We start from the raw sequence: 13,439 nt of genomic DNA, 5'->3' as shown, positions 1-13,439 counted from the left end.
TGGGTGGACACACGGAGGTGGGAATGGCGTACGAGCGGTTGAGGGTCGCGGCCTACGCGGTCTGCGTGCGTGACGGCGCGGTGCTGCTGGCCAGGTGGGTGGGGCCGGAGGGCAAGCTGTGGACACTGCCCGGTGGCGGCATCGACCACGGCGAGGACCCGTTCGACGCGGTGCTTCGCGAGGTCGCCGAGGAGACCGGCTATCAGGCCGAGGTGCAGAGCCTGCTCGGCGTGCACACCATGCGCCGCCGGTACGCCCGAAGGTTCGGTGGCGAGACGGATTTCCATGCGCTGCGCATCGTCTACGAGGCCCGGATCGTCGGCGGCGAGCTGCGCGACGAAATCGACGGTTCGACCGACAAGGCGGCCTGGATCCCGCTGCCCGAGGTGGCCTCGCTGGCCCGCGTCGACCTGGTGGACACCGGCCTCGAGCTGCACCGGTCCCGTCCGTCCACCGGGCACCTCGCCGTATAGCACACCGCCCGGCCCGAAAACCCGCGCCAGACCAACCCTGTGGACAAAACCGAGTTGTCCACACCTTGATCTTCGTCGTCTCCGCCGAGCCCCGCGACCGAGCACAGTGGCGCCATGCACACCGCCGCTCACCCCGACCCGGATCACCCCGATCAGGAACATCACCCTGACGAGGATCACGTCGTCAGGCTCGCCGACATCGGCGAGCTCGCCGCCGCGATCCCGTCGCTGCTGGGCTTTCATCCCGAAGGCTCGCTCATCGCGGTGACGATGCGGGGCGACGGCCTGATCGGGCCCACCGCCCGGATCGACCTGGCCCCGCCCTCGCTGTACAGCGGACTCGTCGCCAGCCTCGTGAGATCTCTGCGCCAGACCGACGCGCGGATTGCCGTGCTCTTCGTAGTGTGCGAACAAGCCGATCCGCGGCATGAAGACCTGATACGGCGAGCCTTCGCCGCGCTGACGCGGATCAGCGTGTCGGTCTGGCACGCGATCGGGATGCCGTCCGCCGAGGCTGGCGTGCGGTGGCGTTGCTACCTGCACGATGACTGCGAAGGCGAGGTGCCCGACAGCTCCGCCAGCGAGTTCGCCGCCGCGGTGGTCCAGTCCGGCCTGGTGACCTTCGACCGTCGCGAGGATCTGGTCCGACAGCTCGAACCGCCCGACCTCAACCGCACGATCAAACTCGCCGACCTGCTCGACACGGCCATCCGGTCCGATCGCACCACCAGCGCCGAGCACCTGGCCGTCCTGCGCGACGCGATCGCCGCCGCCACCCTGCCCACGACGGACGAGGAGTTCGTCCGGTTCGGTCTGGCGCTGTCCGACTATCGCGTCCGCGACGTGTGCCTCCGCTATGCGTTGGACAGCAAGGAAGTCCCCGCGGCCGAGCGCCTGTGGCTCGAGCTCACCCGCTCCCTGCCGCCGCCCGAACGGGCCGAGGCCGCCGTCCTGCTCGGTGTGTCCGCCTACATGCGCGGCGACGGGGCGATGGCCAACATCGCCCTGGAAGAGGCCTGGTCCGTCCAACCCGGGCACAGCCTCGCCGGTCTGCTGTACGGCGCCATCAGCTACGGCGTGCCCATGGAGCAGCTCCGGCTGGTCCTGACCGACGCCGCCGTCGACGCACAGATCGACATCGACGGCGATCGTGACTCCCCGGAGGCTTCCGACATGTCCCCCTGAGTTCTTTCCAGCTGCCTGCCGGCCGCGCGCCCCGGCAGGCAACCGCCCCGAGCCGCGCCCGCCCGCGACTGCCGCAGCCAGTTCGCCGCGAACGGCTCGGGGCCGGCCGGGACCCGTCCCCCGCCCGACGGGTCCCGGCCCCTCACCCTCGACGCCGGATCAGATCCTTCCTGTCGCCGCCAACGGCAGCGGCTGCTTCTCGCCCCGGAAGCAGTGCGGACCGGATCTGGGTGAGTGGTCCTCGGATCACCGGTGTCGCTGGCCATGACGTCATTCGCCGGTTCGCTCCACCGGCGGATGCGGTCCCGGACCCGAGTTCGTCGGCACCCCTTCGCCGACGTGCCCGGTTCGGGGCGGCGGGGATCTCCTGATGAGGTGACCGGGATCCCCGCCACCACCCCAACGCATGTGGGGCTGCCTGCCGCCGGAGCGCGGTGTGCGCCTCAGTGTCGTCTGTCGGCCTGGTCAGTCGGCAGTCGAAGTCCCGGACCACTGTCGCCGGCAACCCCCTCGCCGGCGGTGTCCGGGACCGGTGGGGATCCCGTGCAAGGCGGGATCCCCACCACTCCCGCTCCTTCGCCTCAGGTGAGCGGATCGCGCGATGACTTCTGCCGGCTGGTCACCCGGCAGAGGGGTCCTGGGTACACACGCTGTCGGTTTCTCCTTGCCGATGGGATGGGCCAGGGCCGGTGGGGGTCTCGAGCCGTTGCGGGGTCCCCACCACACCCACTCACCGGGGGCGCTCGTGGAGGACGTCCCCGAGCGCTGCCCAGAGTGGTTGCTGTTCGGCGTTGTGTCTTCCGCCGGCCTGGTCAGCCGGCGGATGAGGTTCCGGACCTCGGGTCGCCGGCGCCCCTTTGCCGGTGAGGTCCGGGACCGGTGGGGATCCCGCTGATCAGTCGGAGCGGGATCCCCATCTTGCCGGTCCACTGTGGACCGCTGAGGCTTCCCGGCCGGTGGGGTGATCTCGCTGGTGGGGAACTGACCGGGGACATCGTCGTCGCGGTGTGCGCTCGTCGCGGCGTGCGGTGGACCGGTGGGCCGAGGCCTGCACGCGGGTGACTGCGGGCCTCGGTCGGACGGCTCGGCCCGTCACCGTGGTCCCTTCTCCTGCCACGGCGGCGGGCCGGGACGGACCGGGGCCCGTCCGGCGACGGACGGGCCCCGGGCACACCTCGCGAGAAAGGTGGTGGTGCGTCAGGAGAACAGCTCGGCGACCTTGCGCACGGCATTCACGTCGCCCTGCACCAGCAGGGTGGTGATCACGGTCTCCTCCCAGGCCGGCAGCTCGTCGCGGATCTTCGCGGCGGGGCCGATCAGTGCCAGGTCCTCGACCATCCTGGTGGGCACGGCGGCGATCGCCGACTTCTTGTCGCCGGCCAGGTACAGGTCCTGGATCCGGTCGCACTCGGCCTCGTAGCCCAGGCGGGCGATGGCGTCACGGTGGAAGTTGGCGCCCTTCGCGCCCATGCCGCCGATGTAGAGGGCGAGCATGGGGCGGATGAAGTCCGCGGCCTGCTCCACGTCGTCGTGCACCAGCACCGGCACGCTCGCGGCGACCTCGAAGTCGTCGAGGGTGTGCCGGGCGCCGGGGCGGCCGAAGCCCTCGGCCAGCGCGGCTCGGAAGAAGCCGTCGACCTTGGGCGAGTAGAACAGCGGCAGCCAGCCGTCGGCGATCTCGGCGGCCAGGGCCACGTTCTTCGGGCCCTCGGCGGCCAGGAAGATCGGGACCTCCGGGCGCAGCGGGTGCACCGTCGACTTGAGCGGCTTGCCCAGGCCGGCGCCGCCCGGGTAGGGCAGCTGGAAGAACTCGCCCTGGTGCTCGACGGTCTCGCGGGCCACGACCTTGCGCACGATGTCGATGTACTCGCGGGTCCGGGCCAGCGGACGCGGATAGGGCTGGCCGTACCAGCCCTCCACGACCTGGGGGCCGGAGGCGCCGAGGCCGAGCATGAAGCGGCCGCCGGACAGGTGGTCCAGGGTGATCGCGGCCATGCCGGCGGCGGCCGGGGTGCGGGCCGACATCTGCATGATGTTGGTGGCCAGCTTGATGTTCTTGGTCGCCGCGCCCCACCAGGCCAGCGGGGTGAGCGCGTCGGAGCCGTAGGCCTCGGCGGTCCAGACCGAGTCGAAACCGAGGCGGTCGGCCTCGATCACGGCCTCGGCGACGCCCGCCGGCGGACCGGACGACCAGTAGCCGGTGTGGTAGCCGAGCTTCACTGCTGACCTCCTGCCTGCGGGGCGGGCACCACGCCGTCGGCCACGAGGCCGGCGAACACGGCCTCGCTCAGCGCCATGGCGGCGGACTGCGGCCGCACCATCACGGTGAACGTGCCGATCCTGCCCTCGTCGTCGAACTGGAGCATGTCGACGCCGTGGATCTGCTTGTCGCCGACCCTGGCGCGGAAGACCAGCACGCGTGAGTCGGCGTCGCCCTCGAGGTCGCCGGTCAGGTCGCCGACGTAGCGGAAGTCCTCGAACGTGCGCATCAGCACCGCGAAGAGCGCGCCGACGGTGGCGATGCCCTCGAACGGGCGGAACTTCACCGGGCTGTGGAAGACGATGTCGTCGCGGAACAGGCCGACGATCGCGGCGTGGTCGCCCTGTTCGACCGCCGCACGCAGGCGGGCAGCCGTCCGGGCCGCCGGCGTGTCCGCGGCCGCGGGGTCCGCGGTGTGGGTCTCGACCGCTGGGGTGGTGGACACGGTGGGCCTCCCTGTGCGCCGTCCATAGTCATAAAATTGACTAGTCTCAGTCTTGCGTAGGGTGGCCGCGCCGGTCAAGGATCGGAACGACTCGGGATGGCTCGAGGTAGGGATGGCGACGGCGGTTCGGGGACCGGGGTCGGAGGAGAGGGAGGCGGCCGATGGCGTTGCGGCATGCGGTGCTGGCTGTGCTGCTGGGGGGCGAGTTCAGCGGGTATCAGCTGGCCAAGGTGTTCGACACCGGGGTGGCCAACTTCTGGTATGCCTCGCCGCAGCAGCTGTACACCGAGCTGACCAAGCTGGAGCGGGCCGGGTTGGTCGACGGGCAGCTGGTGATCCAGCTCGATCGGCCGAACAAGCGGGTGTACTCCGTGACCGAAGCGGGGGTCGCCGAGCTGGTGCGGTTCGCCGAGGCGGAGGCGAAGCCGGCGGTGATTCGGGACGACCTGTTGGTCAAGGTGCACGCGGTGGATCGGACCGACGCGGCGGCGGTGGTCGCGAGGCTGGAGGAGCGTGCCGTGCAGGCTGCGGCCAAGGCCGAGCTGTTCGACGGCACGCTGCGGGCCCTGCGCGGCGACCTGGACGAGGCCGCCTTCCTCGCGACCGGTGACCGCATCGGCCCCTACCTGACCTGCCTGCGGGGCTGGCGGTTCGAGCAGGAGAACCTGGACTGGTGCCGCCGCAGCGCGGCGCTGATCCGGGCCCGCTGGGGAGCGGAGATGCGGGACGCTGCCGCGGAATAGCCGGTACGCCAAGGGAATGAGCGTGGCGGCCTCGGCGGCGGGGCCACGTTGCGAGGGCAGCGTGCGCGGGTGGGGCCTCGCGAAGGCGTAGCGGGACCTGGCCTGGACCAGGGAAGATCCGCCGGAATCAGCCAGCCGGGCTTGGCGACAGCTCAAGGTCCGCGGGGCAGCCGGCTGGGGAGAGCTCGAGGCCGACCGGGATTGGTCGGCTGGACTTGGTGTGGCAGCGCAAGGCCTGCGGGCAGCCAGCTGGAGGTCTGCTGGAGGAGGTGGCCGGGCTTGGGTGACAGCACAAGGCCCGCCGGGTGGCCGGCGGGCCTTGGGGGTGCTGGGATTGGTTCGGCGATCAGATCAGGGCGGGGCGTTCCCACTTCTCGCCGAGAACGTGCTCGGCGAGGAAGGCCAGCACGGTCTCGTACCAGACCTTGGAGTTGCCGGGCGTGAGGATCCAGTGGTTCTCGGTGGGGTAGTAGAGGAACTTGGCGGGCACGCCGTGGCGGACGAGGTCGAAGTACAGGCGGATGCCCTCGCCGATGGGGACGCGGTAGTCCTTGTCGCCGTGGATGACGAGCATGGGGGTGCTGATGTCGGCGGCCCGCAGGTGGGGGAGTTGGCGATGATGCGCTCGGTGGAACGCAAAGGATCGGTCATCTCCCGCATCCAGTAGAACGACGCGTCGGTGGTGCCGGTGAAGGCGTCGAGGTTCCACAGGGACGCATGGGTGACGATGGCGTCGAAGCGGTCGGTCTGGGTGGCGACCCAGTTGGCCATGTACCCGCCGAAAGAACCGCCCATGGCGGCGGTGCGGCCCTCGTCGATGTCGGGGCGCTCGACGGCGGTGTCGGTGATGGCCATCAAGTCGGTGAAAGGCGCGCCGCCCCAAGAGCCCCAACCGGCCTGGATCATGTCCCGGCCGTAGCCGGTGGACAAGGCGGGGTCGGGCATGAGCACGGCATAGCCCCGGGCGACCATCAGCCACGGGTTCCACCGCCACGACCAACCGTTGCTGCTCATCATGGGCCCGCCATGGATCCAGAGCAGCAGCGGGGCGGGGGAATCGGCGGCGGCTCCGTGGGGCAAGGCGAGCCAAGCCCGGACGGTACGGCCGTCGGCGACGGTGGTGTCGATCTCGGTGAGGGTGCCGGGCAGCGAGTCGACGACGCCGGGAGCGGGCAGCGCGACGGGATCCTGCTCGGCGGCGACGGGGTCGAGCCGAACGGGCTGGGCGGGATGGGCGTACGAGTCCCGAAGCGCATAGACGGCGGAGCCGTCGGAGGCGACGCAGACGTCGGTGTAGTGACCCTCGCCGGTGAGCCGGGTGATCTCACCGGACGCCACCTCGACCCGCCACACGGGCCGCCGACCGCCCCGGTCGGCGGTGAAGTACACGGCCTGCCCGTCGGCCGACACGACGGGACCCTCGGCCCAGTCGGGGAAGTCGGGCGTGAGCCGCCGTACGGAGCCGTCGGCCAGCGTGATGAGCACCAGCTCGATGTGCGGGCACTCCTGCTCGGTGGACTCGGTGGCCCGAATGGCGATGACGCCGGAGGAGTCGGGCAGCCAGGTGGCGGCGAAGTAGCCGTAGGCGGGACCGTCGCCGAGGCTGCGGTCGGCGGCCAGCTCGCGGTCGCCGGTGCCGTCGGTGCGTACGACCCGGAGCGTGTCGCGGGCGCCGTAGGCGGCGGAAAGCACCTCGTCGGCGGTGTAGACGACCCACTGGCCGTCGAGGCTGACGGCGGCGCCGGACACGGGGGACGGGACGTCCCGGGTGAGCTCGACGACGTCGGTGACGCGCTCGTCGCCGGTGATGGCGGGAGCGGACACGACGCGCGGCTTGTCGGGCCCCAGGTCATGATCCCAGTACCGGATCGGGTAGGCCTCGTGCAGGATCGCGGTCACGCCGGCGTCCTCGCGGGCCTTGCGGCGCTCCTTGTCCTCGTCGCCGACGGCGGTGCCGTGCAGGGCGGCGGTGGTGATGACGAGAGTGCCGGCGTCGCGGGCGACGGACACGGCGGAGACGCCGCCACGCGGGGCGTACACCTGCCGGGCCTCACCGGCCGGCGGCAGCAGCCACAGCGCGGAGGCCTCCTTCTCGTCGCCGGGCTTGGACTCGGCGTCGGCACGGGAGGTCACGAACAGCACGGAGCCGTCGGGCGTGAACACGGGCGAGGACTCGCCCTTGGCCGCCCGGGTGAGGCGACGCGCCGGGCGAGAGCCGGCCGGGTCGACCTCCCACAGCGCGGCCTGCCAGGTCTTGCCGTCCGGCGCGAGCTCGGAGACGGTGGCGACGAGCCGGCCGCCGTCCGGGGACAGCGCCAGCGAACCGATCCGCGGCAGCTTGGCCACGGCATCCAGATCAGCGAAATCAGTCATGATCATTCCCCCCGACCGGCGCTGGCGAACGCCCACGCGTCGCCGACGATCGACGCCAGGTCCTCGTGCTTGGGCTGCCAGCCCAGCTCCTGCCGGGCCCGCTCGCTGGACGCGACCAGCACGGCCGGGTCGCCGGCACGGCGCGGCGCCACCTCGGCCGGGATCTCGTGCCCGGTGACCTGGCGGCAGGTGTCGATGACCTGCTTGACCGAGAAGCCGAAGCCGCTGCCCAGGTTGTAGATGCTGTGCCGGCCCGCCTTGGCGTGCTCCATGGCCAGCAGGTGCGCCTCGGCCAGGTCCAGCACGTGGATGTAGTCGCGGACGCAGGTGCCGTCCTCGGTCGGCCAGTCGTCGCCGTACATCTGCACCTTCTCGCGCTGGCCGAGCGCGACCTGGAGCACGATCGGGATCAGGTGCGTCTCCACGGCGTGCCGCTCGCCGAGTTGCTGCACGTCCGGGGCCACGTAGGCGCCGGCCACGTTGAAGTAGCGCAGGCTCACGCCGGCCAGGCCGTGGGCGGCGGCGAACGAGGTGATGGCGAAGTCGATGGCCAGCTTGCTGGCGCCGTAGGTGTTGGTGGGGCGGGTCGGCGCGGTCTCCACGATCGGCACCTGCTCGGGTTCGCCGTAGGTGGCGGCGGTCGAGGAGAACACCAGCCGCTGGGTGCCGTTGTCCCGCATGGCCTCCAGCAGCCGCAGCGAGGTGACCACGTTGCCGTTCCAGTACTTGGCCGGGTCCTGCATCGACTCGCCGACCAGCGACTTGGCCGCGCAGTGCAGCACGCCGTCGAAGCCCTCGGCCAGCAGCGGCCCGGCCACCTCGGCGATGTCGCCCTCGACGAAACGTGCCCCCGCCGGGACGGCGTCGGCGTGCCCGGTGGACAGGTCGTCCACCACGACAACCTCGTGGCCGGCCTCGAGCATCCGGGCGGCGCTCACGCTTCCGACATAGCCAGCTCCGCCGGTGACGACCAGCTTCACGAGGGTTCCGCCTCTCGATTCAGGTGTGTGGGACGAGAAAGAAGGGATTCAGTTGTGGGATCCGGGGTCCAGTCTGCCGGGTGCGGGTCCGGTGGTGGGGCGGGGACCCGGGCCCGTTGCCGGGAGCGGACCGGGCATCCAGGTTCAGTCTGCCGGGTGCCGGCCCGGAGGTGGCGAGAGGACCAGGGTCGGGTTGTCGACGACGGAGCCGGGCCGGGCGATGCGGGCGCGGATCCCGGTGTCGTGGAGCTGGTCCAGGTGGTGGCCGGGGACCAGTTCAGTTGTGGGATGGGTCCCGATTCGGCATGGGCGCGGCCCGATGGTGGCCGGATCCGGTTTCGGTTGTGGGTCGGGAACTCGCGGCGTGGCGGTGGGGACCGCCGAACGGGGGTCCCCACGTGGCCATGTCTTACTCGTCGCGGCCGGCGCCGGGGGAGGGCACGCCGACGAAGAGGCGGGGCGGGGTGAGGGAGTGGGTGGCGTAGGCGTCGACAACGGCCTGCTCGACGGCGGCGCGCGACGAGGCCTGTACGAGCGCGATGGCGGAGCCGCCGAAGCCGCCGCCGATCATGCGGGCGCCGAGGGCGCCGGCGGAGAGGGCGGCGTCGACGGCGACGTCGAGCTCAAGGCAGGAGACCTGGTAGTCATCGCGCAGGCTGACGTGGGAGGCGGTGAGCTCGGGGCCGATCTCGGCAAGCTGGCCGGACTTGAGCTTGCCGACGACCGACAGGACCCGGGCGTTCTCGGTCACCACGTGCCGGACCAAGGGCTGGAGCTCGGCGGGGAGAGCGGCCAAGGCGGCAGAGAGGTCCTCGATCTCACGGAGAGACGGCAGACCCAACAGCGAGGCGGCCTCCTCGCAGCCGCGGCGGCGGTCGCCGTAGCCGGAGTCGACGAGGGCGTGCTTGGCCCGGGTGTCGATCACCAACACCTCGAGACCGGCGGCCTCGGCGTCGAACGGGACCTGCTCGGACTCGCCCGACCGGACGTCGAGGAACAGCACGTGCCCGGCCACGCAGCACAGGGACGCGGTCTGGTCCAACAACCCCGTCATGGCGCCGACGAACTCGTTCTCGGTGCGCTGGACGATCCGCGCGATCTCGGGCCGCGTGGGGGAGCCGGACTGGTCGACCTCACGGCCGGCCAGGCCGAGCAGGGCCAACGCGGTGGCGCACTCCAACGCGTGCGAGGACGAGAGACCGGCGCCGGTGGGCACGTTGCCGGAGACGACGAGGTCGGCGCCGGACAACGAGATGCCGTGCTCACGCAGCGCCCACGCGACGCCGGCGGGGTAGGCGGCCCAGCCGGAGACGTCGCCGGGGGCGACGGAGGCGATGTCGACGGGGTCGGCGGCCTGGAGCTGACCGTCGTCGCCGAGGGTGGCGACGGTCAGCACGCCGTCGGTGCGCGGAGACGCGGCGACGGCGGCCCGGTGGGGCAGCGCGAACGGGGCCACGAAGCCGTTGTTGTAGTCGGTGTGCTCGCCGATCAGGTTGACGCGCCCGGGCGCGGACCACACCCCGCGGGGGCGTGGCCGTGCAGCTCGGTGAACGCCTTCGCGGCCTTCTGCGCCCCCATCACCGGGCGGTGACCAGAACGGCGTGGGCGACGGCGGCGTCGATCTTGGCCACGGCGCCGAGGCCGTGCACCTCGACCACGGCCGCGGCGGCGGGACCGCCCTGCACCTGCACGGTGTTGCCCGGGATCAGGCCGACCGTCTTCAACTCCGCCATCAGCTCCTCGTCGATCTGCACGTGCTCGGCGATGCGCCGGACCTCGACCTGCCCGCCGCCGCGCCGGGCGACCTCGTCCACCCGGACCAGACCGGGCTCGGGGCTCGGGGCGGGCTTGCCGCCCTCGCCGAGCTTGTCCAGCCCGGGGATGGGGTTGCCGTAGGGCGAGGTGGTGGGGTGCCCGAGCAGCGCGACGAGCTTGCGCTCGACGGCCTCGCTCATGACGTGTTCCCAGCGGCACGCCTCGGCGTGCACCTGCTCCCACTCCAGCCCGATCACGTCGACCAGCAGCCGCTCGGCCAGCCGGTGCTTGCGCATGACGGCGATGGCCAGCTCGCGGCCGGCGTCGGTGAGCTCGAGGTGGCGGTCGCCGGCCACGACGAGCAGGCCGTCACGCTCCATGCGGGCCACGGTCTGGCTGACCGTGGGGCCGCTCTGGGCCAGCCGCTCGGCGATGCGGGCGCGCAACGGGACGACACCCTCTTCCTCGAGCTCGTAGATGGTGCGCAGGTACATCTCGGTGGTGTCGATGAGGTCGTTCACCAAGACTCCAATCGGCGGAGGCTGCGGCCTGCAGGCCGGGCAGGAGCCGATCCGATGGTATCGGGCCGTCGGGACGGCCGGGACTGTCGGAGGCTGCGGAACATGTGGTGGTCCGGGCGCGCGTCAGGGCGGCCGGGCAAGGTGGGCATGACCGCCTCCTTCGCTTGTCGGACGGCGTGGGCGCGCCCCCGGTTTTCCGGGGTCGCGAGGTCGCCACAGCCGTTCCCGCACGTATGCCGTCAATATTAGTGGGTGGGACCGACAAGGTCGGTGCCCTATGCGGCGGGTTACCTGGTCGTGGCCCACCGCGACGGGGCAGGATGGCGAAGTGCGTGCCTTGATCACCCCCACCGAGCTGTCCGGCCTCGACCAGGCCCCGGTGCTGCTGGACGTGCGCTGGCGGCTGGCCGGGCCGCCCGCGATCGACGACTACCGGGCCGGGCACCTGCCGGGCGCCGTGTTCCTGGACCTTGACCGCGACCTGGCCGCCGAGCCGGGCGAAGGCGGCCGGCACCCGCTGCCGACCCCGGAGCAGCTCCAGGCGGCGCTGCGCACGGCGGGCGTGCGGCGAAATCACCCGGTCGTGGCGTACGACGCCGGTGACGGCTCGACCGCGGCCCGGGCCTGGTGGCTGCTGCGCTGGGCCGGCCACGAGCAGGTGGCCGTGCTGGACGGCGGCTTCGCGGCGTGGACGGCGGAGGGCCGCCCGACCAGCACCGAGACGCCCACCCCGGAGCCGGGGGACATCGAGGTCGACCCGGGCCACATGCCGGTCCTGGACGCCGACGAGGCGGCGGAGCTGGCCCGTACGGGCGTGCTGCTGGACGCCCGCGCCCCGGAGCGGTACCGCGGCGACGTCGAGCCGATCGACCCGAGGGCTGGGCACATCCCGGGCGCGGTGAACGCACCGTTCGCCGGACACATCGGCCCGGACGGCCGCTGGCGCTCGCCCGCGGACCTCAACGCCCGGTTCACCGAGCTCAAGGTGCAGGAGGGTCAGGTCGGCGCCTACTGCGGGTCGGGCGTGACGGCGTCCTCCGTGGTGCTGGCGCTGGAGGTCGCGGGCCTCGGCACCGCTCCGCTGTACGCCGGCTCCTGGTCGCACTGGTGCGTGGACCCGCAGCGCCCGGTCGAAACCGGTTGACCCGACCCGCACCATGAAGGTGTGAGTCAGCGGCGATTTCGACGCCCCTCGGTGTCCCGAGGGCGTTGAGTCACGCGTTCTGACGGGAGCCGAGGGGGCTAGCGGCCACCGCTCCAGCTCACGTCAGGAAGCCCGATGAAGCTGATGACCGCCGACCAGGTGCGCGCGGCGCTGTCCGTACGCGATCTCACCGACCCCAACCAAGGCCCGCATGCGATGCAGTTGCTGCTCGACGAGATCGAGCAGGCCGTGTCGCGCTGGGCCGGCCTGCCGGTGCGCCGGCATCGCGGCAGTCCCGTGGTGCCGACGGCCGACAACTACGACCGCCTCGGCTATCCCGCCGACGCGGTCGCCCGCGACGAGCGCTATTCCCGTTATCTCAGGCCGGATCTGATGCTGCGGGCGCACACGACCGCGATGATTCCGCCGCTGCTGCGAGAAACGACGACCGAGACGCTGCTGAGCGTGCCGGGCATGTGCTACCGCCGCGACGCCATCGACCGGCAGCATGTCGGCCAGCCGCACCAACTGGATCTCTGGCTGGTCCGGAAAGGCTTGGCGGACAAGGATCTCCACGACATGGCTCAGGCGGTCGTGCACGCGGCGATCCCGGGCGCCCACGCCGAGCTGACGCCGTCCGACCACCCGTACACGGTGCGGGGCAAGGAGATCCGGGTCGACGGGATGGAGGTCGGCGAATGTGGACTGGCCCGTCCTGATCTGTGCCACGGCCTGGCCATGGGCCTCGGTCTTGACCGGCTTCTCATGCTGCGCAAGGGAATCGACGACATCCGCCTGTTGCGCTCGGCCGAGCCGCGGATCGCCCGGCAATTACTGGATCTGACGAAGTACCGGACGGTGTCACTACAGCCGCCGATCCGGCGGGATCTGTCCGTGGCCGTCGGGGACAACGTCGACGCGGAGCAGCTGGGCGAGGCGGTACGGGAGGCGCTGGGCCCGGACGCGCACGTCGTGGAAGAGGTCACGGTCCTGTCGGAGACCCCGGGCGAACTCCTGCCGCCGGTCGCCCGCGACCGGCTGGGACTGCGCGCGGGCGAGAAGAACGTGCTGCTCCGGATCGTGCTGCGGGACCTGGAGCGGACTCTGACCGACGCCCGCGCGAACGCGCTGCGGGACACCGTGTACCAGGCGGTACACGGCGACCGCTGAACTGACCGCCGGTGGGCCCGTCGGCCCACCGGCGGCGGTGTGGCGCTAGGGGGTCTGCTCCCGTTCACGCAGGGCCAGTGGCGCGCCGGCCAGGTCCTCCTCGTTGCAGAGCAGCTTGACGTCGTAGTACGGCGCGCTGGGCGTGTCGTCGTAGTCCAGATGGATGGCGATCACGTCGATCGGCTCGCCCAGCCACTGCTGAGCCTGCCGCAGCCAGGCCGCGGCGCGCTCGAGGGCGGTGGGCAGGTCGTCGTCCCGGAACTCGACGGGACGGTAGGGGACCCCTTGCACCTGGTCCTTCTGATCGTTCGGGCGGGGCAGGTCGACACCGACGCCGGACTCATCGAGATCCAGGCGGATCAGTTCCTCACTCACCCCTCAAGAGTCCAC

11 protein-coding genes and 2 pseudogenes are annotated in these 13,439 nt (G+C 71.8%); 5 read left to right on the top strand and 8 right to left on the bottom strand.

Annotation, left to right across the window (positions count from 1 at the left end; all coding sequences use genetic code 11):
* The first annotated feature begins 23 nt into the window (after positions 1-23).
* Positions 24-473 carry an NUDIX hydrolase gene (locus M3Q35_RS24400; protein WP_273934728.1) on the top strand — a complete coding sequence of 150 codons (450 nt, stop codon included), beginning with the start codon at positions 24-26 and terminating at the stop codon, positions 471-473.
* 114 nt (positions 474-587) lie between these two features.
* Positions 588-1,658, top strand: a complete 1,071-nt coding sequence (locus tag M3Q35_RS24395) for a DUF4192 domain-containing protein (RefSeq protein WP_273934726.1) — start codon at positions 588-590, stop codon at positions 1,656-1,658.
* 1,197 nt (positions 1,659-2,855) lie between these two features.
* On the opposite strand, the gene M3Q35_RS24390 is transcribed toward M3Q35_RS24395, so the two are convergent.
* Both M3Q35_RS24390 and M3Q35_RS24385 read right to left on the bottom strand, forming a co-directional pair.
* Complete coding sequence (locus M3Q35_RS24390) at positions 2,856-3,878, bottom strand: LLM class F420-dependent oxidoreductase (RefSeq protein WP_273934723.1); 1,023 nt, start codon at positions 3,876-3,878, stop codon at positions 2,856-2,858.
* The gene (locus M3Q35_RS24385) at positions 3,875-4,363 is read right to left on the bottom strand and encodes a nuclear transport factor 2 family protein (RefSeq protein ID WP_273934721.1); all 489 of its coding nucleotides are present in this window, start codon (positions 4,361-4,363) and stop codon (positions 3,875-3,877) included. Before M3Q35_RS24385 ends, M3Q35_RS24390 begins: the two co-directional genes overlap by 4 nt.
* A 161-nt stretch (positions 4,364-4,524) precedes the next feature.
* Here M3Q35_RS24385 and M3Q35_RS24380 point away from each other — a divergent pair, with 161 nt between their 5' ends.
* Entirely contained in the window at positions 4,525-5,106 is a 582-nt protein-coding gene (locus M3Q35_RS24380; protein WP_273934719.1) for a PadR family transcriptional regulator, read from the top strand.
* Between the two features lie 346 nt (positions 5,107-5,452).
* Here the strand turns inward: M3Q35_RS24380 and M3Q35_RS24375 are convergent, their stop codons facing one another.
* From M3Q35_RS24375 to M3Q35_RS24355, 5 genes and pseudogenes are all read right to left on the bottom strand, one after another.
* Positions 5,453-5,680 (bottom strand): prolyl oligopeptidase family serine peptidase, encoded by a 228-nt coding sequence (locus tag M3Q35_RS24375; RefSeq protein WP_273934716.1) that lies wholly within the window; start codon positions 5,678-5,680, stop codon positions 5,453-5,455.
* 125 nt (positions 5,681-5,805) lie between these two features.
* Positions 5,806-6,051: pseudogene (locus tag M3Q35_RS24370) on the bottom strand (prolyl oligopeptidase family serine peptidase); the annotation flags it as partial.
* Between the two features lie 1,430 nt (positions 6,052-7,481).
* Positions 7,482-8,459, bottom strand: a complete 978-nt coding sequence (gene galE, locus M3Q35_RS24365; RefSeq protein ID WP_273934714.1) for a UDP-glucose 4-epimerase GalE — start codon at positions 8,457-8,459, stop codon at positions 7,482-7,484.
* Positions 8,460-8,868: 409 nt separating this feature from the next.
* Positions 8,869-10,040, bottom strand: a pseudogene (galK, locus tag M3Q35_RS24360) (galactokinase).
* Positions 10,037-10,735, bottom strand: coding sequence for an iron-dependent transcriptional repressor DtxR (locus M3Q35_RS24355; RefSeq protein ID WP_211766085.1), 699 nt, complete (start codon positions 10,733-10,735; stop codon positions 10,037-10,039). Before M3Q35_RS24355 ends, galK begins: the two are co-directional and overlap by 4 nt.
* A gap of 328 nt (positions 10,736-11,063) precedes the next feature.
* On the opposite strand from M3Q35_RS24355, the gene M3Q35_RS24350 reads away from it, so the two are divergent.
* Both M3Q35_RS24350 and srmL read left to right on the top strand, forming a co-directional pair.
* Complete coding sequence (locus M3Q35_RS24350; protein WP_273934707.1) at positions 11,064-11,879, top strand: sulfurtransferase; 816 nt, start codon at positions 11,064-11,066, stop codon at positions 11,877-11,879.
* Between the two features lie 135 nt (positions 11,880-12,014).
* Positions 12,015-13,049 carry a PheS-related mystery ligase SrmL gene (gene srmL / locus M3Q35_RS24345; RefSeq protein WP_273934706.1) on the top strand — a complete coding sequence of 345 codons (1,035 nt, stop codon included), beginning with the start codon at positions 12,015-12,017 and terminating at the stop codon, positions 13,047-13,049.
* A gap of 45 nt (positions 13,050-13,094) precedes the next feature.
* Here the strand turns inward: srmL and M3Q35_RS24340 are convergent, their stop codons facing one another.
* Positions 13,095-13,424, bottom strand: coding sequence for a hypothetical protein (locus tag M3Q35_RS24340; protein ID WP_273934704.1), 330 nt, complete (start codon positions 13,422-13,424; stop codon positions 13,095-13,097).
* Between the last annotated feature and the right edge of the window lie 15 nt (positions 13,425-13,439).

The sequence above is a fragment of the Kutzneria chonburiensis genome, from assembly GCF_028622115.1.
GTDB lineage: Bacteria > Actinomycetota > Actinomycetes > Mycobacteriales > Pseudonocardiaceae > Kutzneria > Kutzneria chonburiensis.
Note: the sequence above shows the minus strand (reverse complement) of the source record. Positions and strands in the feature narration are given on the sequence as shown.

Coding starts and splice junctions, on each gene's coding strand:
- M3Q35_RS24400 (WP_273934728.1), top strand. CDS start 24: ATGGCGTACGAGCGGTTGAGGGTCGCGGCCTACGCGGTCTGCGTGCGT.
- M3Q35_RS24395 (WP_273934726.1), top strand. CDS start 588: ATGCACACCGCCGCTCACCCCGACCCGGATCACCCCGATCAGGAACAT.
- M3Q35_RS24380 (WP_273934719.1), top strand. CDS start 4,525: ATGGCGTTGCGGCATGCGGTGCTGGCTGTGCTGCTGGGGGGCGAGTTC.
- M3Q35_RS24375 (WP_273934716.1), bottom strand. CDS start 5,680: ATGCTCGTCATCCACGGCGACAAGGACTACCGCGTCCCCATCGGCGAG.
- srmL (WP_273934706.1), top strand. CDS start 12,015: ATGAAGCTGATGACCGCCGACCAGGTGCGCGCGGCGCTGTCCGTACGC.